At 48.9% G+C, this 23928-nt stretch carries 22 protein-coding genes and 1 pseudogene; 20 read left to right on the top strand and 3 right to left on the bottom strand.

Going from position 1 to position 23928, the window contains the following annotated elements; all coding sequences use genetic code 11:
* The first annotated feature begins 95 nt into the window (after positions 1-95).
* The 16 genes from rpsB (at position 96) to BTA51_RS25335 (ending at position 15724) form a co-directional block, all read left to right on the top strand.
* Complete coding sequence (gene rpsB / locus BTA51_RS25410; protein ID WP_094711893.1) at positions 96-857, top strand: 30S ribosomal protein S2; 762 nt, start codon at positions 96-98, stop codon at positions 855-857.
* Positions 858-937: 80 nt separating this feature from the next.
* Positions 938-1798: a translation elongation factor Ts gene (tsf, locus tag BTA51_RS25405; protein WP_094711892.1), complete on the top strand. Its 861-nt coding sequence runs from the start codon at positions 938-940 to the stop codon at positions 1796-1798.
* Between the two features lie 401 nt (positions 1799-2199).
* Positions 2200-2943 (top strand): UMP kinase, encoded by a 744-nt coding sequence (pyrH, locus tag BTA51_RS25400; RefSeq protein WP_094711891.1) that lies wholly within the window; start codon positions 2200-2202, stop codon positions 2941-2943.
* A complete protein-coding gene (gene frr, locus BTA51_RS25395) occupies positions 2936-3493 on the top strand; it encodes a ribosome recycling factor (RefSeq protein ID WP_094711890.1) in 558 nt (185 codons plus the stop codon). Before pyrH ends, frr begins: the two co-directional genes overlap by 8 nt.
* Before the next feature lie 168 nt (positions 3494-3661).
* Positions 3662-4474, top strand: coding sequence for an isoprenyl transferase (locus BTA51_RS25390; protein WP_094711889.1), 813 nt, complete (start codon positions 3662-3664; stop codon positions 4472-4474).
* The gene (locus BTA51_RS25385) at positions 4468-5298 is read left to right on the top strand and encodes a phosphatidate cytidylyltransferase (RefSeq protein ID WP_094711888.1); all 831 of its coding nucleotides are present in this window, start codon (positions 4468-4470) and stop codon (positions 5296-5298) included. The genes BTA51_RS25390 and BTA51_RS25385 overlap by 7 nt, the downstream gene beginning before the upstream one ends.
* Positions 5298-6497: a 1-deoxy-D-xylulose-5-phosphate reductoisomerase gene (ispC, locus tag BTA51_RS25380; protein ID WP_094711887.1), complete on the top strand. Its 1200-nt coding sequence runs from the start codon at positions 5298-5300 to the stop codon at positions 6495-6497. Before BTA51_RS25385 ends, ispC begins: the two co-directional genes overlap by 1 nt.
* A gap of 53 nt (positions 6498-6550) precedes the next feature.
* Positions 6551-7903 (top strand): RIP metalloprotease RseP, encoded by a 1353-nt coding sequence (rseP, locus tag BTA51_RS25375; protein ID WP_094711886.1) that lies wholly within the window; start codon positions 6551-6553, stop codon positions 7901-7903.
* Between the two features lie 40 nt (positions 7904-7943).
* Positions 7944-10256 (top strand): outer membrane protein assembly factor BamA, encoded by a 2313-nt coding sequence (gene bamA / locus BTA51_RS25370; RefSeq protein WP_094711885.1) that lies wholly within the window; start codon positions 7944-7946, stop codon positions 10254-10256.
* 141 nt (positions 10257-10397) lie between these two features.
* Positions 10398-10907, top strand: a complete 510-nt coding sequence (locus BTA51_RS25365; RefSeq protein ID WP_094711884.1) for an OmpH family outer membrane protein — start codon at positions 10398-10400, stop codon at positions 10905-10907.
* Between the two features lie 28 nt (positions 10908-10935).
* A complete protein-coding gene (lpxD, locus tag BTA51_RS25360; RefSeq protein ID WP_094711883.1) occupies positions 10936-11949 on the top strand; it encodes a UDP-3-O-(3-hydroxymyristoyl)glucosamine N-acyltransferase in 1014 nt (337 codons plus the stop codon).
* Between the two features lie 66 nt (positions 11950-12015).
* Positions 12016-12462 carry a 3-hydroxyacyl-ACP dehydratase FabZ gene (fabZ, locus tag BTA51_RS25355; RefSeq protein WP_094711882.1) on the top strand — a complete coding sequence of 149 codons (447 nt, stop codon included), beginning with the start codon at positions 12016-12018 and terminating at the stop codon, positions 12460-12462.
* Positions 12462-13235, top strand: a complete 774-nt coding sequence (gene lpxA, locus BTA51_RS25350) for an acyl-ACP--UDP-N-acetylglucosamine O-acyltransferase (protein ID WP_094711881.1) — start codon at positions 12462-12464, stop codon at positions 13233-13235. Before fabZ ends, lpxA begins: the two co-directional genes overlap by 1 nt.
* Positions 13236-13240: 5 nt before the next feature.
* Positions 13241-14431, top strand: a complete 1191-nt coding sequence (gene lpxB, locus BTA51_RS25345; protein ID WP_094711981.1) for a lipid-A-disaccharide synthase — start codon at positions 13241-13243, stop codon at positions 14429-14431.
* Positions 14432-14473: 42 nt separating this feature from the next.
* Positions 14474-15088, top strand: coding sequence for a ribonuclease HII (gene rnhB, locus BTA51_RS25340; protein ID WP_094711880.1), 615 nt, complete (start codon positions 14474-14476; stop codon positions 15086-15088).
* A gap of 168 nt (positions 15089-15256) precedes the next feature.
* Positions 15257-15724, top strand: a complete 468-nt coding sequence (locus BTA51_RS25335) for a DUF4124 domain-containing protein (protein WP_094711879.1) — start codon at positions 15257-15259, stop codon at positions 15722-15724.
* 91 nt (positions 15725-15815) lie between these two features.
* On the opposite strand, the gene fdxA is transcribed toward BTA51_RS25335, so the two are convergent.
* Positions 15816-16139, bottom strand: coding sequence for a ferredoxin FdxA (gene fdxA, locus BTA51_RS25330; RefSeq protein ID WP_020406486.1), 324 nt, complete (start codon positions 16137-16139; stop codon positions 15816-15818).
* Positions 16140-16327: 188 nt separating this feature from the next.
* Positions 16328-18898, bottom strand: a complete 2571-nt coding sequence (mutS, locus tag BTA51_RS25325) for a DNA mismatch repair protein MutS (RefSeq protein ID WP_094711878.1) — start codon at positions 18896-18898, stop codon at positions 16328-16330.
* A gap of 216 nt (positions 18899-19114) precedes the next feature.
* On the opposite strand from mutS, the gene BTA51_RS25320 reads away from it, so the two are divergent.
* On the top strand, positions 19115-19612 hold the full coding sequence (locus BTA51_RS25320) for a CinA family protein (RefSeq protein ID WP_094711877.1): 498 nt from the start codon (positions 19115-19117) through the stop codon (positions 19610-19612).
* A 206-nt stretch (positions 19613-19818) separates the two neighbouring features.
* A complete protein-coding gene (recA, locus tag BTA51_RS25315) occupies positions 19819-20859 on the top strand; it encodes a recombinase RecA (RefSeq protein ID WP_094711876.1) in 1041 nt (346 codons plus the stop codon).
* A 138-nt stretch (positions 20860-20997) separates the two neighbouring features.
* On the opposite strand, the gene BTA51_RS25310 is transcribed toward recA, so the two are convergent.
* The gene (locus BTA51_RS25310) at positions 20998-21906 is read right to left on the bottom strand and encodes an AraC family transcriptional regulator (protein ID WP_094711875.1); all 909 of its coding nucleotides are present in this window, start codon (positions 21904-21906) and stop codon (positions 20998-21000) included.
* A gap of 353 nt (positions 21907-22259) precedes the next feature.
* Here BTA51_RS25310 and BTA51_RS25305 point away from each other — a divergent pair, with 353 nt between their 5' ends.
* Both BTA51_RS25305 and BTA51_RS30545 read left to right on the top strand, forming a co-directional pair.
* Positions 22260-23573, top strand: a complete 1314-nt coding sequence (locus BTA51_RS25305) for a sugar ABC transporter substrate-binding protein (RefSeq protein WP_094711874.1) — start codon at positions 22260-22262, stop codon at positions 23571-23573.
* A 156-nt stretch (positions 23574-23729) separates the two neighbouring features.
* Positions 23730-23928: pseudogene (locus BTA51_RS30545) on the top strand (sugar ABC transporter permease); the annotation flags it as partial.

The raw sequence follows: 23928 nt of genomic DNA, 5'->3' as shown, positions 1-23928 counted from the left end.
TAACGCACATGTATCGACACATGCTTCGGGTGCCTGGATGGGTTGGAGTATGGGATGCATGGAGGTTTAACCCAAACATTGAAGAGTAATTGAATATGGCAGAAGTAAGTATGCGCGACCTGCTGAAGGCAGGCGTTCACTTCGGGCACCAGACCCGTTTCTGGAACCCAAAAATGCGCAAGTATATTTTCGGTGCGCGTAACAAAATTCATATCATTAACCTGGAACACACTGTTCCTGCTCTGAATGATGCGCTGAAAATCGTGGCAGGTCTTGCTGAAAAGAAAAACAAGATCCTGTTCGTAGGCACCAAGCGTGCGGCCAGCAAAATCGTGAAAGAAGAAGCTGCTCGTGCAGGTATGCCTTATGTAAACCATCGCTGGTTGGGCGGCATGCTGACCAACTACAAAACTATCCGTCAGTCTATCAAGCGTCTGCGTGACCTGGAGACCCAGAGTCAGGATGGTACTTTCGATAAGTTGACCAAGAAAGAAGTTCTGATGCTGAACCGTGAGATGGAAAAGCTCGAGCGCAGCATCGGTGGTATCAAGGATATGGGCGGTCTGCCTGACGCGCTGTTTGTTATTGACGTTGATCATGAGCGTATCGCCGTTAAAGAAGCAAACAAGCTTGGTATTCCTGTTATCGGTATCGTTGATACCAACAGCGATCCTGATGGGGTTGATTATGTAATTCCTGGTAACGATGACGCTATTCGTGCCATCCAGGTTTACACTAAAGCTGTTGCTGACACCTGTCTGGAAGGTTTGTCTGTAGCTGCCGGAAGCGGTGACGAGTTCGTTGAAATCAACGAAGCGGCTGAAGCATCTGAAGAAGCGGCAGAAAAGTCAGAGTAATCTTTGGCGCATAGAATCAAAAAAGGGGAGTAGTCCCCTTTTTTTTCAAGATTTAATACCTGACAAGTGAGGATTTCAAAATGGCGGCTATTTCAGCATCCATGGTAAAAGAGCTTCGTGAGCGTACCGGTCTTGGTATGATGGAGTGTAAAAAGGCTCTGGTTGAAGCTGACGGTAACATCGAAACAGCGATCGAAAACCTGCGTAAAAGCAGTGGTATGAAAGCAGCTAAGAAAGCTGGTCGTATCTCTGCGGACGGTGTTGTTGCTGTTATGGTTGACGACAGCAATAAGCAAGGTCTTGTTGTTGAAGTTAACAGTGAAACTGACTTTGTTGCCCGTGATGACAACTTCCTGGCATTCGTAAATGCGGTTGTTGAGAAGGCTTTTGCAAGCAAGCAGACCGATGTGGCAGCTCTGATGGCAGGTGATCTGGAAGATCAGCGTTCTGGTCTGGTTCAGAAGATTGGCGAAAACATCAATGTTCGTCGCTTACAGTTTGTTGAAGCGGATACTGTAGGTGCGTATGTCCACGGTAATAAGCGTATTGCTGTATTGATTGGTCTGAAAGGCGGCTCTGAAGAGTTGGCTAAAGACGTTGCAATGCACGTGGCTGCCGTAAATCCACAGTACATTTCTCGTGATGATGTCAGTGAAGATGTAATCACCAAAGAGCGTGAAATCTACTCTGTACAGGCTGAGCAAAGCGGCAAGCCTGCTGAAATCGTGGCGAAAATGGTTGATGGTCGTATCAGCAAGTTCCTGTCTGAAATCAGCCTGCTGGAACAGCCTTTCGTGAAAGATCCAGACACTAAAGTAGGTGATCTGGTGAAAAAGGCTGGAGCAGAAGTTGTCTCCATGGTGCGTTACGAAGTTGGCGATGGTATCGAGAAAGAAGAAGTCGATTTCGCTGCCGAGGTTGCTGCTCAGCTGAAAGGCTAAGTTGCACTGCAATGCAAGTTATGTGGCGAGAGTGGATTGGTCTGCTCTCGCCACTTTAGTATTTGGGCCAGGCGGTCGACAGATCCGGGTTTGTCAGGCAAACTCTGGAAATTTGCTCGGCTGGGGCCAAAATTCGCTAGTGTTCTGGATTACTTGTCGGGCTGATGTAAACTTACGTCAACCAGATTGACGCCGTATAATTTGGCGGCGACTCCAGGAAGGAAAACTTGTAAGCCAGAACCAGGGTTATAGACGTCATGGACAGCGAATGCCGTCATGGATGATGTCGATCGATAGAATATGTAGTTGTTATATAGAATATATAGTTGTTATCCAGGCGTAGTGGGCTGTCATCCAGTGCAGCAAGGATTTCAAATACTCGGTTAGCTAGGTTAAGAAATATGCCATCACCCACACAAACACCAAAATATAAGCGTGTACTGCTCAAGCTGTCAGGCGAGGCCCTGATGGGGGACGAGAATTTCGGCATCGATCCCAAAGTGCTGAATCGGATGGCCCTTGAAATTGGCCAATTGATCGGCATCGGTGTTCAGGTCGGACTGGTTATTGGTGGTGGCAACCTGTTCCGCGGAGCTGCTTTGCAGTCTGCCGGGATGGATCGAGTGACCGGTGATCATATGGGAATGCTGGCGACGGTAATGAATGCCCTGGCCATGAGGGATGCTTTGGAGCGGTCAAATATATCCACCCGGGTTATGTCGGCCATTCCGATGAGTGGTGTGGTAGAGCACTATGACCGCCGCCGCGCTATTCGCGACCTGAAAGAAGGGGACGTGGTCATATTCTGTGCCGGCACCGGAAATCCATTTTTTACTACTGACTCTGCGGCTTGTCTGCGCGGTATCGAGGTCGATGCTGATGTGGTTCTTAAGGCGACTAAAGTTGACGGAGTATATTCAGACGATCCAATGAAAGTGTTGGATGCTGTTAAATATGACCATCTTACCTATGATGAAGTCCTGGAAAGGAAACTGGGCGTGATGGATTTGACAGCCATTTGTCTGTGTCGCGATCACGATATGCCGGTTCGCGTGTTCAATATGAATAAATCCAGTGCCTTGATCAATATTGTTGTCGGTATGAATGAAGGTACGCTGATCGAAAGAGGGGAATCAGGTGATTAACGATATTAAGAAAGATACTGAACAAAAAATGAAAAAGGCATTGGAAGCTCTGGGTCACGCCTTCGCTAAGATTCGCACAGGGAGAGCCAGCCCGGCGATTCTGGATTCAGTTATGGTTTCCTACTATGGCAGTGATACTCCTCTCCCACAGGTTGCGAACGTGGTTGTTGAAGATGCTCGGACGCTGACGGTAACTCCTTGGGAGAAAGCCTTAGTTCCCCAGATCGAAAAAGCCATTATGAAATCTGATCTTGGCCTGAATCCAGCTACCGCTGGCACTGTTATTCGTGTTCCTATGCCGATGCTGACTGAAGAAACGCGTCGTGAGCTTGTAAAGCAGGCTAAGAATGAGGCGGAGAACGCAAGGGTATCAGTCCGTAATGCGCGTAGAGATGCCAATGGCGATATCAAGGAGTTGCTAAAGGAAAAGGAAATCTCTGAGGACGAAGAAAAGCGTGCCTTGGACGAAATTCAAAAACTAACCGACAGGTATGTTGCTGAAGTTGAAAAGGCCTTGGGTGATAAAGAAAAAGACCTGATGGCTGTATAATCTTCTGATGCCCTCTACTGCTGGCAGCGGTATGAGGGCATATTTGTTTGGAAGGAAGCATGGCTGCCTTCCGCATTTTCAGAGTGTGTATTTATGCCGGCCTGAACTGATGGCTGGCCACTAAGACTAGAATGAACTGAGCCAGAAGGTTTGGTGAGGGAGTATCTGATGGTCTCCGCTGAAATACCAATGACTGCGGATTCAAGGCCCCGGCATGTCGCCATTATCATGGATGGCAATAATCGCTGGGCCAAGCAAAGACGTTTGCCGGGCATCGCCGGCCACAAAGCCGGTGTCGAAGCTGTTCGGGCTGTGGTGGAAACCTGTGCAAAGCGGGGAGTTGAAGTTCTCACACTTTTTGCTTTCAGTAGCGAAAACTGGAGGCGCCCGGACGATGAAGTTGGTGCTCTGATGCGATTATTTCTCATGGCGTTGCAGAGAGAAGTAAAAAAGCTTCATCGCAATAATATCCGCCTCAGAATTATTGGGGATCGCAGTAAGTTCAATGCTACCTTGCAGGCTCATATGCAAGATGCCGAGGCCCTGACAGCCGGTAATACGGGTATGATCCTGGCAATTGCAGCCAATTACGGTGGGCATTGGGATATCACTCAGGCAACCAGAAAAATTGCCCAATTAGTTGCTGATGGTCAGTTGAAGCCAGAAGAGGTGACTGACGAGCATATCCAGCAATACGTAGAATTGGGAGATTGTCCAGCGCCTGATTTGTGCATCAGAACCGCGGGCGAGCAGCGTATCAGTAACTTTCTTTTATGGCAGTTTGCCTACACAGAGTTTTATTTTGCTGAAGTATTTTGGCCTGACTTCCGTCACGAAGAGATGGAAAGGGCGTTATCTGCATACTCTATGCGGAAGCGCCGTTTTGGGCAGACCGATGATCAGGTGGACCGTTTGAGTGGTAAGTCTGAATCTGGCGATGAGTTTCTGATAAGTCCATTGGCTAAGTCTTCGCCGTGTTAAAGCAAAGGGTAATTACCGCTTTAATTATCGCGCCTCTGTTTTTGATTGGGGTGTTTGCTACCAATATTCTCGGATTTGCTCTCTTTATTGGAGGAATCGTGACTATTGGAGCTTGGGAGTGGGCACGGATCTCTGGATGGGAGCGCCAGTCATCTAGGTTGCTTTATGCATTGGTAACTGCCGGGTGTCTCGTGTTGGCCTGGTATCTATCACCACTTGTCGTGCTGGGAGTTGCGGCAGTCTGGTGGTTGTTCGCGTTTTATCTGATTCTAAACTTTCCCTCTTCAACTGCAATCTGGCAACCGGTCTGGCTGCGATGTCTGGCCGGATTGTTGGTGATTGTGCCCGCCTGGAAGGCTTTGGTCAGTCTCAGGGCCGGTGTGGTGCAGGTGAACCCTGAAGTATCAACGATTTGGCTTGTTATCTATATCTTTCTTATCGTTTGGGCTGCCGATATAGGGGCCTATTTTGCCGGTAAAACATTTGGGCGTCGTAAGCTGGCGCCTGCGGTGAGTCCCGGTAAATCTGTCGAGGGGGCCATTGGTGGGTTGGTGGCTGTTTCAGTGCTGCCGTTTGTTGTTTCCCCGCTTATGGAAATATCCCCTTCGCAAACCGGAGTATTATGGATGATGACATTGTCAGCTGCCATATTCTCAATTATTGGCGACTTGTTGGAGAGCCTGGGTAAAAGGGTCGTAGGAATCAAGGATAGCAGTCAGATATTGCCGGGGCATGGTGGAATTCTCGATCGGATAGATAGTGTGACGGCAGCTGCGCCAATTTTTGTATTATTGGCTTTGGTGACCGGATGGATTCAGGGTTGATGAGTGTGAAGCGAGTTACTGTCCTCGGAGCTACCGGATCTATTGGCGAAAGCACGTTAAGTGTTATTTCGCAGCATCCGGAAAGGTTTAAGGTCTACGCACTGACGGCCCATCGCAACCTTGATCGCCTGTTCGAATTATGTCGTTTATATACACCTGAATATGCCGTTTTGGCTGAGCAGGTGGATGTATCTGATTTTTCTGCACGACTAGACACCGCTGGAATTAGAACACAGGTTCTTTGTGGGATGGAGTCCCTGGAAGCGGTGGCCAGTTCTCAGGATGTGGATGTCGTTGTGGCTGCAATTGTCGGAGCAGCCGGATTAGCGCCGACGCTTGCGGCGGTTCATGCCGGAAAGAGAGTGTTGTTGGCCAACAAAGAGGCGTTGGTCATGACAGGGCGCCTGTTTATGGATGCTGTGCATGCTAGCGGTGCAGAGTTATTGCCCATAGACAGTGAGCACAATGCCATTTATCAGTGTTTGCCCATGTCTGCTCAAAGATTGGCAAACGGGACTAAGTTATCTGAGTGTGGTGTACGGAGGGTGTTGCTGACAGCTTCCGGAGGCCCGTTTCGGGATTTTTCCGCCAGTCAGCTGGCTGAAGTGACTCCTGCCCAGGCATGTAAACACCCTAATTGGTCGATGGGACAGAAGATATCTGTTGATTCTGCCACGTTGATGAATAAGGGACTTGAGCTTATTGAAGCCTGCTGGCTATTTGATATCTCCCCTGAGTTTGTGGATGTTCATATTCATCCGGAATCGATCATTCACTCAATGGTGGAGTATTCTGATGGGTCCATTATTTCTCAAATGGGCAACCCGGATATGCGAACACCGATCGCTTATGGATTGTCTTGGCCTGATCGAATTGACTCAGGTGTGGCTTCTCTTGATCTGTTTAAGGTATCTCGGCTGAATTTCTCTCCGCCTGACAGAGATCGATTCCCATGTCTGGCGTTAGCTGAGTCGGCTTTTGCGTCCGGTGGAACTGCCCCCGCAATCTTGAATGCTGCTAATGAAGTTGCTGTAGCAGCGTTTCTGCGCCAAGAAATCGGATTCATGCAAATACCGGAAGTTATTCAGCATTGTCTTTCAATCGTGGAAATTAATGCGGCACAGTCGTTGGATGAAGTGCTGGCAGCGGATAAAATGGCTCGAAAACAGGCGTTCAGCTGGATAGAAAACTGCCGATGAATATAACTGAAATTTAACTCACATATGAAGCCGGCCACTGACATAGTATCTTCATGATGATTATCCAAACCATCCTCGCTCTAATCGTCACTCTGGGAGTGTTGGTAAGTATCCACGAATTTGGCCATTTTTGGGTGGCGCGTCGATGTGGAGTTAAAGTCCTGCGATTCTCCATTGGCTTCGGAAAGCCTCTGTATACCTGGAGAGATAAACGCAATACCGAATTTGTTGTGGCCGCTCTTCCTTTGGGCGGTTACGTCAAAATGCTGGATGAACGGGAAGGGGATGTTAGTGAGGCAGAGCTACCCTATGCCTTTAATCGCCAGCCTGTATTAAGTCGTATCGCAATTGCCGCGGCAGGGCCGATTGCTAATTTCTTGTTTGCCATATTGGCCTATTGGTTCATGTTTCTGCTCGGTACCCAAACGGTAGTCCCTGTGGTTGGCGAGGTCTCGCCTGAATCGGTGTCCCAAATGGCTGGGCTTGAGCCGAACAATGAGATTGTCGCGGTAGATGGGGTCGCTACAGCCAGCTGGGCGGACGTTAATATTCAGTTTTTAAGACGATTGGGTGACTCTGGCGAGATCGAGCTGGAGGTTAGATCAATTGATAGTGGTCAGGAAAATACTTACAGGTTGGGGATTGATCAGTGGCTGGTGGGGGTCGTAGAGCCAGATCCCATGAAGGCTCTCGGAATTGAGCCATTCAGGCCTGAATTATTGCCGATTATTGACGTGGTCGAGCCAGACAGCCGTGCAAAGGCGGCAGGTTTGTTAAAGGGTGATCAAATCATATCCATTGACGGTAAATCCATTGATGATTGGTATGGATTTGTCGATGTCATCAAGTCCTCGCCCGAGAAGCTGCTCCATGTGAAAGTACGCCGAGGGGAAGAGACTGTAGAACTGTTGATGACACCTGCAAGCCGGGAACTGGACGAGAAGGTGTCAGGCTACATCGGAGCTGGCCCCCAGATTCCGAAATATCCTGAACACTTGCTAAGAACCGTACAATATGGACCCTTGGCCAGTGTGGGTGAGGCTCTTAATAAGACTTGGGATATGACTGCCATGACACTGGGGTCACTCAAGAAAATGGTAATGGGGCTCATCTCAATTGAAAATCTTGGGGGGCCGATCACGATTGCTAAGGTTGCTGGTGCTTCTGCCAGTTCAGGTGTGGAAAGTTTTCTGAGCTTTCTTGCGTATCTGAGTATTAGCTTGGGAGTTCTCAATCTACTACCTATTCCGGTATTGGATGGCGGGCATCTCCTTTATTATTTTGTCGAGCTGGTGCGAGGCAAGCCTATTTCAGAAGAAAAACAGCTATTGGGATTGAAAATCGGTATGGCGATTATTGCATTTGTCATGCTTTTCGCGTTCTATAACGACCTCTCCAGAATGTAGCAATTGGTTTCCCTACAAATCTAATTTACGTGTTGTATTCATGAGATTTAGTTTATTTGTTTTCGCCTTGGTGCTCTCTTTTTGTGTGCGTGCCTCTGATACAGACTTCAGAGTTGAGGATATTCGTGTCGAAGGTCTCCAGAGGGTATCGGCGGGTAGTGTCTTCAGCGCATTTCCTGTCAGCGTTGGCGATGAAATTGACAGCGAACGTCTGGCTGAGGCAATCCGCAGCCTGTTTGCTGCCGGGCTATTTACCGATATCAAAGTCGGGCGTGAGGAACGTACGCTGGTAATAACGGTTGTCGAGCGTCCTTCGATCAGTGAGATCGAAGTTGAGGGAAACAAAAACCTGCCGACCGACGAGCTGCTGAAAGGATTGAAAACAGCCGGTTTGGCCGAGGGTGAGGTTTTCCAACGTTCAACTCTGGAGCGGATTGAACTTGAAATTCTCCGTAGTTATGTCGCCCAGGGGAGGTATAACGCATCGGTGGATGCTCAGGTCGAGGAGCTTCCCCGGAATCGGGTCAAACTGAAAATTGATATCAAGGAAGGACCTGTTTCTGCGATTCACCATATCAATATTGTCGGTAATAACGCTTTTTCAGATGAAGAGTTGCGCGACCTTATAGAATTAAAGCTGACTGGGTTTTGGTCCAGCATATTGAGCAATGACCAATACTCCAAAGAAAAGCTTAATGGTGATTTGGAGCGGATTCGTTCTCACTATCTCGATAACGGATATATCAAGTTCAGTATTGAATCGACCCAGGTTTCTGTTTCTCCGGACAAGGAGCAGGTGTTTATCACCATCAATGTTCAGGAAGGGCCGCAGTTCACTATACGGGATCTACAGATGAAAGGAGATCTCAAAGTCGACGAAGAAGAACTGCGTAAACTTATTATTGCCAAACCTGGAGATGTTTTCTCGCGCCAGAAACTCACCTTTATTTCGGATGCCATTTCCAAGAGGCTGGGGAATGAGGGATACACTTTTGCCAGTGTGAATGCCGTTCCAGAGCCCCATGATGATAACACCGCGACAGTCACGTTTTATGTCGAGCCGGGAAATCGGACCTATGTCAGGCGAATTAATTTCCGCGGTAATGTCACCACCAGCGACGAAGTATTGCGGCAGGAAATGGTTCAAATGGAGGCCGCAGCGGCTTCGACGGATCTCATAGAGTTGTCCAAGTCCAAACTGGAGCGACTTGGATTCTTTAAAACCGTAACGGTAGAAACACCTCTGGTGCCTGGGACTGATGACCAGATTGATGTTAATTACACCGTTGAGGAGCAACCCACCGGTAGCCTCTCTGCCAGCCTCGGATTTTCACAAGGCAGCGGAGTTGTTGTCGGAGCAAGTATTTCAGAGAAGAATTTTTGGGGAACAGGGCGGAGAGTCTCTCTTGGGGTAAATAAGAGCGCCTCAGTCCAAAGTGCCAACTTCTCCTATACAAACCCCTACTATACGATTGACGGCGTTAGTCGTGGTTTCAGTCTGTTCTATAAAGAGACAGACTACGATGAGGAGGATGTTACATCCTACGTTTCTGATTCCATGGGCGGTTCAGTTAACTTCGGGTATCCGATAGATCCGTTTACGCGCCTGAATTTTGGTATGGGTGTTACTCATACCAGGATTAAAACCACAGAGTTTCCGGCACTTGAGATTGCCAACTTCCTTGAGGAAAACGGTAATAGCTATACATTTTTTGAGACTACCGCATCATGGAGTCGTTCAACCCTGAACCGGGGCTTATTTCCCACGAAGGGGATGTCGCAGGCACTGACTGCTAAGATCGCTCTGCCTGAAATCAGTGACTATACCTATTACAAGCTGTCATATAACAATGATCAATATTACCCTGTGACCCAGGATCATGAATGGGCCGTGCATCTTCGGGGAGAGCTGGCCTATGGCGATGGTTATGGCGATCAGGATAGGCTGCCGTTTTTTGAACACTATCTTGCTGGTGGCTTTGGCTCCGTTCGTGGCTATGAGTCCAACTCTTTAGGGCCTACAAGTACCCCGGATCCGGATGGCAGTGATTTGACGCCCGATCCGTTTGGTGGAAACGTGAAGGTGGAATCTAGTCTAGAATTGATCTTCCCGTTTGCAGTCATGAAAGACCATTCACAGATTCGAAGTGTCTTGTTCCTGGACGGTGGAAATGTGTTTGATACCAGCCGCGGATATGATCCTACAATCGATGAACTCAGGTTCTCTGCGGGGGTGGCATTGACTTGGATTACACCAGTTGGCCCTCTGTCCTTCAGTTTAGGTAAAGCGTTGAATAGTGAGGAAGACGATGAGACACAGTTCTTCCAGTTCCGTTTGGGACAGACGCTTTAGATAGAAACCATATAAGTTATACTTTGTGCCCCTGCGTAGCGCTCGGTCGCTTATGCCAGTTTTCGAATCGGATTTGATTATGTTGCTGCCAGGCGAACAATCATATACCTTCCGGCACACCAGAGATAAAAGGAGAAAATAATGAAATTGAGTCAGGTAACCGCATTAATTCTGACAGCAGTATTGTCGACGATGGCGATGGCAGCGAGTGCTGAACAGAAAATCGCCGTAGTAGACTTCAGGACTGCATTGCTTTCCTCCAAGGCAGCCAAAGCTTTCGGTGAACAGTTGAAGAAAGATTTTGTCGACGAAGAACAACGCCTGCGTGAAGTAGGTGAAAATGCACAGAAACTGCAGGATCGATTGAAAAAAGATGCGGCGATCATGAGTGAGTCTGAGCGTACTAAACTCAGTACTGAGCTGGAGAGTAAAGCTCAGGAGTTTAACTTCCTGAAAAACAAATATCAGAATGCTATCAGCAAACGTGAAGAGCAGTTTCTGCAAGAGTCCAAGCCTAAAGTGGATGAAGCTATTCGGGAAATCGCCGAAAAAGAGAAAATCGATCTGATTCTGCCCAGCAAGCTCGTTGTTCATGCCAGTTCAGGTATGGACATTACTGCTAAACTTATTGAAGCATTAAACAGCAAGTAAGTATTTTTGTAATCTGCAGGTTTGATCCATGTCTCAATGGACCTTGGCTGAAATCGCCGACAAAATCGGAGCTACCCTTAAAGGAGATGGCTCTGTTGTTATTTCCGGTCTGGCAACATTGCAGTCGGCCGGTTCCTCGGAGGTGAGTTTTTTAGCCAATCAAAACTATGCCAAATACCTGGAGCAGACAAACGCTGCAGCCGTCATACTGCAGCCAGAGCTGGCAGAACAGTGTTCGACCAATGTACTGATGATGAGCAACCCCTATATGGGCTATGCTTTGGCTAGTCAACTTTTCGCTCCAGTGCTGTCTACTTTGAGCGGTATTTCTCCTTCCGCTCATATAGCTGAGGACGCAGTCATTGAAAGTGACTGTGTTGTTGGTCCCAATGCCGTTATCGAATCTGGCGTTAGAATCGGTAAGGGGTCAACGATAGGCGCTGGATGTTATATCGGGCGTGATACCATCCTGGGGAGTGCTGTGCAGCTGCGGCCCAACGTGACGATCTACCATGGCGTCAGCATAGGCAGCAGGGTGTTGATCCACAGCGGTACTGTTATTGGATCTGATGGATTCGGCTTTGCCCCTAACCAGGGCGATTGGGTTAAGATTGAGCAACTTGGCGGCGTTATTATCGGTGACGATGTGGAAATAGGCGCCGGTACTACGATTGACCGTGGAGCGCTTGATGACACCGTGATCGAGCAGGGGGCCAAACTGGATAACCAGATACAGATTGCACACAACGTCAGGGTCGGGGCTTACTCGGTGCTGGCTGCCTGTGTTGGAGTGTCCGGTAGTTCCAGTATCGGTCGTCATTGCATGATTGGTGGCGGTGTCGGCATTGCGGGACATTTGGAAATCACGGATAGGGTCCAGATTACCGGAATGACTTTGGTGACACATCACATTAAAGAACCCGGTGTATATTCCTCAGGTACCGCCGTGGAGCCGAATAAAAGTTGGCGAAAAAATGTGGCTCGCTTTCGGCAGCTGGATCAGTTGGCAAGGCGGGTCAGGGATCTCGAAAAAAACCGCTAACCCTCAAGGGTTGGGGTGGAATTCGAAGAGTTAAGCGTTCGCGTATTTGTTTGAGGCCATTGATACATGGAAACCGTTCTGGACATTAATGAGATTAGAGAATACCTGCCGCACCGCTATCCATTTCTGCTGGTGGACAGGGTTGTCGAAATCAAGTCGGGTGAATCTATAGTCGGATATAAAAATATTTCGATTAATGAGCCGTTTTTTACCGGGCACTTCCCGGATCATCCCATTTTTCCAGGCGTTTTGATTGTCGAAGCCATGGCGCAAGTGGCTGGAATACTTGGTTTTGTGACAACAGGCAAAAAACCTGCGGACGGATATACGTATTATCTTGCAGGTTCTGATAACGTGCGCTTTAAGCGACCTGTGGTGCCGGGAGATCGGTTAATGCTTGAGGCAAACTTTGTCGCTGATAAACGTGGAATCTGGAAATTTAGCTGTAGAGCACTGGTTGATGAAAAGTTGGCTTGTTCTGCAGATATTCTGACGGCTGAGAGACAACTTTAATGTCAATACACCCACAGGCGATTATTGAAGAAGGTGCCAAGATCGCCGCTGATGTGAAAATTGGTCCCTGGACCTATATCGGTCCAGACGTGGAGATCGGAGAAGGGACAGTCGTTCATTCTCATGTTGTGATTAACGGACACACGACGATCGGCCGCGATAATGAGATCTTCCAGTTTTCAAGTGTGGGTGAGGCTAATCAGGATAAGAAATATAAAGGCGAACCGACCAGACTGGAGATCGGCGATCATAATATTATCCGGGAGAGCTGCACTATCCATCGGGGAACGGTTCAGGATGAAGGTGTTACCAGGATCGGTAATCACAACCTGTTGATGGCTTACGTGCATGTTGCGCATGACTGCAACGTAGGGGATAACACCATCCTGGCTAATATGGCGACTTTGGCTGGTCATGTCCATGTGGGTAACTGGGCTATTCTTGGCGGCGGCACCATGGTGCATCAGTTCTGCAAAATCGGACAACATAGTATGTGTGCCGGGGGCAGTATTGTGCTTAAAGATGTCCCCGCTTACGTGATGTCCGGTGGACAGTCTGCCACCGCTCATGGTCTGAATTATGAAGGTTTGAAAAGACGCGGCTTTTCAAAGGATGCTATGCAAGCCTTGCGCCGTGCCTACAAGATCCTCTATCGCCAGAATCTCACCTTAGAGCAGGCTCTTGAACAACTTGCCGAAACCGCAGGTGAATTCCCCGAGGTTCAGATATTTGTTGATAGCCTGAAAGCTTCAACACGAGGTATCGTTCGTTAGTGTCGATACCTGATCCTGAAACCCCCCTTCTAATCGGCATCATTGCCGGTGAGGCGTCGGGCGATTTGCTAGGTGCCGGTCTAATCAGAGAACTGAAAAAGCTTTTTCCCAGTGCCAGGTTTGAGGGTATTGGGGGCCCGCAGATGATGGCCGAAGGCTTCAATTCGCTGTTTCCCATGGAAAGACTATCGATCATGGGCTTGGTAGAAGTTCTTGGCAGGCTGCCGGAATTGTTCTCAATGCGCCGCCAGCTACTTGAACACTTCACCTCCCGTCGTCCCGCTGTCTTTATTGGTATTGATGCTCCTGATTTTAATATCGGTGTGGAACTTCGTCTGAGAGCAAAGGGTATCAAAACCGCTCATTATGTCAGCCCTTCGGTTTGGGCATGGCGTCAGAATAGGATATTCAAGATCGCACGAGCTGTGGATCTGATGCTTACTTTGTTGCCATTTGAGGCCGGATTTTATCGACAGCATAAAGTACCCGTACAGTTTGTCGGGCATCCGCTGGCTGAAATGATGCCCCTCCATCCTGTTAAAGCAGAGGCGCGGGAACGATTGGGTGTTTCTGCGAAAGAGGGACAGATTATTGCTGTACTGCCGGGCTCAAGGGGCGGAGAAGTTAAAATGCTGGGGCCTGTGTTTATTCAAACGATGCTCTGGCTGCACAAGCGTCGTCCGCAGTTGACGTTCCTGTTGCCGGCGGCTAATCCTCATCGAAAGAAACAGATTCAAATGCAGTTGGAGCAGGCGGGAGTCGATCTGCCGCTGATCATAATGGATGGGCATTCCAGGGACGTCATGCAGGCGGCTGATTCGATTCTCATGGCTTCCGGGACAGCAACGCTGGAAGCGATGCTGGCTAAGCGGCCGATGGTGGTGGCATATAAAATGGCCCCATTGACCTATTGGATTATGAAGCGCCTGCTCAAAGCGAAATATATCTCATTGCCCAATCTTTTGGCAGACGAAGCCCTGGTCCCCGAACTTATTCAGCACAATGCGAACCCTCAGTCTCTGGGTAAAGCGGTATTGGCGTCCCTTCAACCGGAGCAGAGTAAATCTCTTGAGAAGAAGTTTACGGACCTCCATCTTCAGATCAAACAGGATGCTGACAAAGTGGCGGCTGAATCCATCGCCAAGCTGATTCAGTCCCAATTTTCTTCTGATACAGCCCAAGCCAGACATGAGTAAAGCTAAGGCATAATTAAATTAAGGTATGACTCAGTCTAAGTTATGACCGAATCACAAATCAGTTTATTTGATAACTTCAAAACGGGAACCATGCTCATTGCCGGAGTGGATGAGGTTGGAAGAGGTCCTTTGGCCGGACCTGTTGTCGCTGCCGCCGTCATACTGGATCCTGAAAACCCGATAGCAGGATTGAAAGATTCCAAGAAACTGACCCACGAAAAGCGGCTGTTTCTAAGAGATGAAATCAAGGAGAAAGCGCTTGCCTGGGCGACGGCCTGGTGTACGGTTGAGGAAATTGATGACATCAATATTCTACAAGCCAGTCTTCTTGCGATGAAACGGGCGGTGGAAAAACTGGAGCCCGCGGCAGAGTATGCGCAAATTGATGGTAATAAACTGCCCAAGTTGGCCATCCCTGCTGAAGCAATAGTGAAGGGCGACAGTAAGGTGGCAGCAATATCCGCCGCTTCCATATTGGCCAAGGTGGAGCGGGACCTGGAAATGGAAAGACTGGACGCGGTCTATCCCGGGTATGGGCTGGCTGTACATAAGGGCTATCCAACGGCGCAACATCTTTCAGCTCTGAAAACTTTAGGGGTGTCTGAGATCCATCGACGTAGTTACAAGCCGGTTCGCGAGATGCTGAACAATCTCTGATGGTGGTTGCAACCTCGTCAACTCTGTTTAGAATTGCTGATATTGTGTGTTGTTGGATTACCGCAGTAAGAGCCTGGCGCTAGATTTATCAGGCGACAACAGAAGGTTTGGATCCTTCAGGCAAGCACAAGGCATATAGTGAACTGGATATTGCAGAAGAGTTTGGTGATGGACCTTAACCTGAAATTTCTCAACACCGTACTGATAACATTGACGCTGTTTTTCTCTGGTGCTTCAAGCGCTGAAATCTATAAATGGGTTGACGAAAGCGGTCAGGTACATTTTGGTGACAAGCCGCAAGGCAAGAAGACTGAAAGGGTGCAAATAAAATCTTCAGTCTCTGACGCTCAAAAAAAGGATGCCGAAAGGATTAATCAGAACTACCAAAGGATTTATGAGCAGTTCAAGCAGCAGGACCAGGCAAGAGCAGAGCAGAAGAAAAAAGTCGAGGAACGACAAAAGAAGGTGGATGAGTACTGCAAAGAGCTCCGCAAGGAAAAAAATATCGTGAATCAGGATTACGCGTTTGTCCGCTTTAACGATGAAGGCGGTCAGGAATATATGACTGACGACGAAATTGCCTCATACCGGGAAAAAATGAATAGCCTGTATCAGGAACGATGCGGCGAGCAGTAGCTCTCTAAATTAAAACAAAAAAGGAATGCATCGCATTCCTTTTACTGACGTTCTTAAGCCACCTCCTACGAAGGAGATCAAAAGGGCTGGACTATTTAGCCAAATCCTTGAGCTTGCCTTTCACACCATCCCAATCTGCAGCATCTGGCAAAGGATCTTTCTTCTCGGTGATATTCGGCCAAGTGCGGCAGAGATCAGCATTGATCTCAATATACTCTTTTTGGTCCTCTGGCAGCTCATCTTCGGAGAAGATTGCTTCAGCAGGACATTCCGGCTCACAAAGCGCGCAATCGATACACTCGTCAGGATCGATAACCAGAAAATTCGGCCCCTCGTAGAAGCAATCCACCGGACATACTTCTACGCAGTCGGTGTACTTACACTTGATACAGTTCTCAGTAACAACAAAAGTCATGGTGTGATCCCTATTCTAATATAGTCGCGGCAATAGATGGTGCCCGGTTACATAATCGATGTGGTTGCCTGCGCAGGTGGTGTATTTTAGAGAACACGCCATACTCAGGCAACCCGCTGATCCCCGTGCTATTACCGGAATATCGGATAAACATTACCGGAATATCAGGTAAGTGTTATTCGAATCCACTATGTCCGGCATTTTTCTTTCAATTCATAGAGCAGGTTTAATGCGTCCCTGGGAGTTAATCTGTCAGGATCGACATCAGCCAGGGCGGTCTCCACCTCACTGGGTTCCACGCTGGCGAAAAGATCATCCTGTAGAGGTGACGCCTGGACAACAGGTTTGTGGTTACCATTTTCCAGTGCTTTCAGCTGCCTCTGGGCTTGGGAAATCACCTTCTGCGGGACACCGGCCAACTGGGCTACCTGAATACCGTAACTCTTACTGGCCGGTCCCTCGTGAACAGTATGCAGGAAGACAATCCGGTCATTGTGCTCAGTCGCCGTCAGGTGCACATTGGCAACAGACGGGTGCTTCTCAGGTAAGGCTGTCAGTTCAAAGTAGTGTGTGGCGAACAGCGTAAACGCGCTGATTTTTTGTGCCAGATGCTCAGCGCACGCCCATGCGAGAGACAGACCGTCAAAGGTGCTTGTTCCACGACCCACCTCATCCATCAGTACCAGGCTGTTGCGGGTGGCGTAGTGCAGTATGTTGGCTGTCTCTGTCATTTCCACCATGAACGTTGATCGCCCACCGGCGATATCATCGGATGACCCCATGCGGGTGAAAACTCGATCAACGGGCCCCAGACGTACTTTAGAGGCGGGAACATAGCTGCCACAGTATGAAAGTATTACGATGACCGCAGTCTGGCGCATGAACGTCGACTTACCGCCCATGTTGGGACCGGTGATGATCAACATTCGGTGCTGGTCGCTCATATCGAGATCATTAGGAACAAAGGGGTCCTGGCTGACCTGTTCTACAACCGGATGGCGACCGCCTTCGATGTGGAGGATGTCCTCATCGGTGAATTCAGGGGCCGTAAAGTTGAGGCTGACCGCACGCTCAGCAAAATTGCTCAAGACATCCAGTTCTGCCAGTGCTTTGGCACTGGTTTGCAATGGCACTAACTGCTCACGCAAGGTTGTAAGCAAGGATTCATAGAGATGCTTTTCGCGGCTGAGGGCTCGACTTTTGGCACTGAGTGCCTTGTCTTCGAACTCCTTGAGTTCCGGAGTGATGAAGCGCTCAGCATTCTTAAGAGTCTGGCGGCGAATATAGTCTGCCGGCGCCTGATCAGATTGAGAACGGCTAAGTTCGATGAAGTATCCATGAACCCGGTTATAACCAACTTTCAAGGATGACAGTTGGGTGCGTTCCTTTTCTCTTTGCTCGATTTCCACCAGATAAGCGCCGGCGTTTTCACTGATACCACGAATTTCGTCGAGCTCTTTATCATAGCCATTCTTGATAACGCCACCATCCCGGATAACCACGGGAGGGTTTTCTTCTACGGCATTCGTGAGTAGTTCTGCCAGATCCGGGAAGGTGCTGATTTCATTGGCCAATCTACCCAGATGTTCTGCCCCCAGGTTTTTAATCAGTTCCTGTAGCTCAGGCAGTAAATGCAAGGTGTCACGAAGTCGGGCCAGGTCCCTTGGACGGGCGGAGCCCAGAGCTACCCGGGATAGTATTCTCTCGCCGTCACCGACTTTGCGCAGCAGTTCCCTGATTTCTTCATATTGATAAGTTTCCAGAAGCTCGGTAACAGCGGACTGACGTTCCTTGACCTGTTCCTGATTCCGCAAGGGTTGATTCAACCACCGGCGTAGTAATCGGCTACCCATGGCCGTGGAGGTTTTGTCCATGACCCAGGCCAGAGTATGTTTAAACTCGCCCACCAGGTTGGTGTCTATCTCAAGGTTTTTACGGCTGGCAGCGTCCAGAATAATCCCATCTTCCTGGCGCTCACGAACCATTGAGCGGATGTGGGGAAGTTGGGTCCGCTGAGTTTCCTGAGCATACTGCAGAAGACACCCTGCTGCTTCCAGAGCAACAGTCATCTCTTCACAATCGAATCCTGTCAGGTCTTTGGTCTGGAATTGCTGGCAAAGCAGACGCTGAGCCGAATCCAGGTCGAAATACCAGGGAGGTTGTTTTTGCACCCCTAAGTAACCTTCAAGGGCGTTTTCAAAGGGAAATTGTTCGCTAACCAGAATCTCTGCCGGTTTGAGCCTTTGGAGCTCGCTTGCCAGTGCATCGACACCGGCAACTTCCTGGACCAGAAATCTGCCCCCACTGATATCCAGTGTGGCCACGCCAAATAAGTCTTTCCTTACAGAAAGAGCCATCAGCAGGTTATCTTTTCTTTCTTCCAGAAAGGCCTCGTCACTAAGGGTTCCGGGGGTAACGATCCGGGCTACCTGTCTCTCTACGGGGCCTTTGCTGGTACTGGGATCGCCGACCTGCTCACAAATAACCACGGATTCGCCCAGCCTCACCAGGCGGGCAATATAGCCTTCGGCTGCGTGGTATGGGACTCCAGCCATGGGAATTGGCTGGCCGGCTGATTGGCCACGCTGAGTCAGCGTAATGTCCAGCAGTTCTGCCGCCCTTTTGGCATCGTCATAGAACAGCTCATAAAAGTCCCCCATGCGATAGAACACTATCTGGTGAGGATGCTGGGATTTGATGCCCAGGTACTGGGTCATCATTGGGGTATGTTGAGATTTTTCCTTTGCTGCGGCGGTCATTTGGTCCAGTTTTATAGTATCTTGTTGAGAAATATAAGATTCGTTCGCGGGACGCCGGACAGTAAATCCTGTTGGGCGAACGCGAAATTGTACGGGATGGCACGGGGGTTAATAAAGGTGTACAGGCCCGTGAAATGAAATTTATCGATCAGGTATCTCTATCTGCATAATGTATGCAGGGCACTCCGTAATAATGACATCAATAACGAGGTGGGAATGAATACAGACAAAGTCGAACAGCTTGCAGCCGAACTGGGTCTGTTGCTGCAACAGAAAGGCTATAAAGTGGCAACTGCAGAAAGCTGTACCGGTGGCGGCATTGCCTATGCCATCACAAGTGTGGCCGGAAGCAGTAATTGGTTTGAGCAAAGTCTGGTGACCTATTCCAATGAATCAAAGCAGCATTGGTTAGGGGTTTCCTATGAGACACTGGCCTTGCATGGTGCCGTGAGTGAGGCAACCGTGACCGGGATGGCGGAAGGATTGGCCAGGACAACCGGCGCTGAGCTATGTATTGCCGTAAGCGGTATTGCTGGACCTGGTGGCGGCTTACCGGATAAGCCGGTCGGTATGGTATGGCTGGCCTGGAACCTGAACGGCAAGATAGACTCCCACTGCTTTCATTTCGAAGGCGACAGGAAAGAGGTGAGGGAGTTTTCCATCGAGCAGGCGTTGGTAGGAGCTATCTCCAGGATCCAGAGCGAACGTAGTTGACGGATATCCGGAGTGTTTTTCGAATAGAAGAATAAATAATCAGATAAGGTCTGGTAATCCTGACCCTGAATATGGATAATGCTGTCAATTTATACAGTAATTTGCCTGTAGCCACATAGGGCCGAAGGCTTCCCCAGCTGGTTACAGGCCAGGATTATCGGACTTTGTCCAGCGCAGTCAGAATTCAGAATTAAAGAGGTTTCATAATGGACGACAATCGCAAGAAGGCACTATCCGCCGCTTTATCCCAGATCGAACGCCAGTTTGGAAAAGGCGCTGTCATGAGAATGGGGGAGCAACCCCGTGAAATGATCCCTTCGGTTTCTACCGGTTCACTCGGATTGGATATCGCGTTGGGAATTGGTGGACTTCCTTTTGGACGAATTGTCGAAATATACGGACCTGAGAGTTCTGGTAAAACCACTCTGACTCTGCAAGTGATTGCTGAAGCCCAGCGCCAGGGGAAAACCTGTGCCTTCGTCGATGCCGAGCATGCTCTTGATCCGATCTATGCTGAGAAGCTGGGTGTGGATATTGATCAATTGCTGGTGTCCCAGCCGGATACCGGTGAACAGGCCCTGGAAATTGCAGATATGCTGGTCCGCTCCGGTGCTGTTGATGTCATTATTATCGACTCGGTGGCAGCTCTGACACCTAAAGCTGAAATCGAAGGTGAAATGGGAGATTCCCATGTAGGCCTTCAGGCCCGCTTGATGTCTCAGGCGCTGCGTAAGCTGACGGGAAGCGTTAAACAGGCAAACTGTCTGATGATTTTCATCAACCAGATACGGATGAAGATCGGTGTTATGTTCGGCTCTCCCGAGACCACCACTGGCGGTAATGCGCTGAAATTCTACGCTTCAGTACGTTTGGATATCCGCCGTGTAGGTTCGGTGAAGGAAGGCGATGAAGTCATAGGTAATGAGACCCGTGTGAAAGTCGTCAAAAATAAGGTATCCCCTCCGTTTAGGCAGGCTGACTTCCAGATCCTTTATGGGCGCGGTATTTACCATACCGGTGAAATCATCGATATCGGGGTAAAGGAAGGTTTTGTCGATAAAGCCGGCGCCTGGTATAGCTATAAAGGAGATAAGATCGGACAAGGCAAGGCCAATGCTTCCAAGTATCTGGAAGAAAATCCTGAAATTGCCAATGAGATCGAGACTTCTATTCGCGTGAAGTTGATGCCCAACCCACTTCAAAAAGAAAAGGAAGTTCCTGTAGCTGAATTGGGGGCTGCAGAGTAGTTCTAGGTTGTTTGTTATATGGGGCGGCAGCTAAGGCTGTCGTCCCGACTTACAGCGACAAATCTGAGACCCAGAAAAAGGGATTGTCGCGACCCGCTTCATTTACTGAAGCATTTTGTCCTTCCATTATCTCGCCATTTAAATAGATTCATTCTGCGAAACGGCGACAATAGAAAGCTTCCGGTATTCTGATGGTGTCATGCCCTTAAGTGCATGAAACCTCCGGTTGAAGTTTGAGATATTGGTAAATCCCACATCGAAACATATGTCCGTAATGGGAAGTTCGCTATGAGCGAGAAGGTCACAAGCCCGGGTGATTCTCAGGCTATTCACGAATTCCACAAATCGACGCCCTGTTGCCTGACGGAAAAATTTCGAGAAGTAGGTGGGCTTCATCCCCAAATGGTCGGCAACTTCCTCCAGGCTGATATCGAGGTTATAGGACGCCAGAATATAGTTTAGAGCCTGATTGACTCTCTGCTGATTCTTCTCTCCTCTGACGGTAAGAAATTTTTCGCTGGACAGTAGTTGAAACTCTTGGGTGTCGGCCAATTCGCACATCAGTCTCAAGAAGGTCGAGAGCCGCTTTAGGCCGCTGGTTTCGGAAATTTCATTGAAGTATTTATAGGCCAGTCGGATGGTACTTTTGCCATGAAACTGTATACCAAAGCGGGCTCTTTTCAGTAGCTCTTCCAATGTGGATATTTCGGGTAGAACTGACTTGGTTTCCTGAATCCATTCTTCAGTAAAGTTAAGCACTTTATCCCGGTTTGGATAGGTCTCATCTCCAACAGGTAGAGTGACCCAATTATGGGGCAGGTTAGGGCCGGTAAGGATCAGATTTCCGGGATAGAAGTTTCCAATATAGTCACCGATAAATACTTTTCCGGAACTCTCGGTGATCAGGTGTAGCTCGTATTCTTTATGGTAGTGCCAGCGAACCAATGGGTTAGGGAATCCATGTTGCCGGTAAAGAACAGAGTTAGGACTCTGTTCTTTAATCAGCTCATAAGAAGGCTCTGTCTGGCGCCCGGATTGCGTGTTCATAGTCTTGTTTTGGTCGTAAAACTGGGCTTTTCGGCTTTTAGATATAACGCTATGCCGATTAATTTACAACCAAAACTAATACTCTTTTTATTCGACAGAATGTGATGTTTTGTATGCTAAGTGTATGATGTGAAAATACTATTGCGTCTTTTTAGATCTTTTTTCTCATTTTATCGTTTTTTCGAAAGTGCAATAAAGTATAGAAAGTCGGTAGGTTTTGGATTTGTTTTAACCAGTGTCGCGGAGTGTAATGTTATCACCTTCATTCTTCCAGAAGCCTTCCGGTTTCAGGGAGAGGTTGATAACAAAGATAAGAACCGCTGATTAGCAGTCAGCTTTGGAGCGCGACAATTATGAACAAAAATTTGATCCATACTCTTTTGGCCTCTTCATTGGCCTTTTCCTCTTTGGCAGCTTCTGCGGCAGTCACGGTTACCATCGGTACAGTGAACAACGGCGATATGATTCGCATGCAGGAACTGTCTGACAAATTCGAGAAAGCGAATCCCGATATTAAACTCGAATGGGTAGTGCTGGAGGAAAATGTTCTACGCCAACGCCTCACCACCGATATCGCCACCAAAGGCGGTCAATTCGATGTTATGACCATCGGCATGTACGAAGCGCCTATCTGGGGCGATCGGGGTTGGTTGACTCCTATGGAAGATCTGCCTGCCAGCTATGATGTGAACGATATTTTTCCTGCGGTGCGCAATGGATTGTCTGCGAAAGGTACTCTGTACGGTCTGCCTTTCTATTCCGAAAGCTCCATGACCTACTATCGTACGGATTTATTCAGGGAAGCCGGTCTTAAAATGCCGGAACGACCCACCTGGGAGCAAATGCGCGAATTTGCCAAGACCCTGCACAAGCCGGAGAACGACCAATATGGTATCTGCCTTCGTGGTAAAGCCGGTTGGGGTGAAAATATGGCGCTGATGACCACGATGGCCAACAGCTTTGGCGCACGCTGGTTCAACGAGAGTTGGCACCCGGAGTTTAATGGATCCGAATGGCATGATGCGGTCAGCTTCTATGTGGATCTGGTTGGAAACTATGGTCCTCCTGGCGCTTCTTCCAACGGTTTCAACGAGAACCTGGCGCTGTTCAATTCCGGTAAATGTGCCATGTGGGTTGACGCAACTGTTGCCGGCTCTTTCGTGACTGATAAATCTCAGAGCAAGGTAGCGGATAACGTTAGCTTTGCATTAGCGCCGAAGCAGGTGACCGATAAAGGTGCCGGCTGGTTATGGTCATGGGCACTGGCAATACCTGTCAGCTCAGATGCCAAAGATGCGGCCAAGAAGTTTGTGACCTGGGCGACCTCCAAGGATTACAGCGACCTGGTTGCGAAAGAATACGGCATTGCCAATGTACCTCCCGGTAGCCGTGCCTCCACCTATGCTAACCAGGATTACATGAGCGCAGCGCCTTTTGCTGCCAAAACTCTTGAGTCAATGGATAACGCTAACCCTGCGGATTCCACACTCAAACCTTCCCCTTATGTGGGTGTTCAGTTCGCGGCGATACCCGAATTTCAGTCCATTGCTACCCAGGTCGGCAAGTTCGTCTCTGGAGCCCTGGCCGGACAGATGTCGGTTGATCAGGCACTGAAAAACTCACAGTCGGTTACCGAACGCGAAATGAAGCGCGCCCGTTACTATTAATTCAGCGCGACGACTTTGAATCAAGCGCGTTCGCTACGACTAATCAAGCGCGCTCGCTGTGACTAAACTTCCAGGATGTTTCATCCGTCGGAAATTCACGAAGCCTGAGAGGTACCTCGGGCTTCGTTACTCAATAAAGATAAAAGAGCTAATTGAATGAGTACCTCGAGCATTCAGGCCGGCAATCCGGCTATTCACACAACTTCAGGATCAGACAGTGTTCAAGGCGAACATCGCCGTAAGAACCGCATCGGTCTGGCCATGCTGTCTCCATCCGTCCTGGTCCTGCTGGTCTGGATGGCGGTGCCCCTGGCCATGACCATCTACTTCTCCCTGATCCGGTACAACCTGCTGT

It is taken from the genome of Hahella sp. CCB-MM4 (assembly GCF_002260525.1).
In the GTDB taxonomy this organism is placed as follows: Bacteria; Pseudomonadota; Gammaproteobacteria; order Pseudomonadales; family Oleiphilaceae; genus Hahella.
Note: the sequence above shows the minus strand (reverse complement) of the source record. Positions and strands in the feature narration are given on the sequence as shown.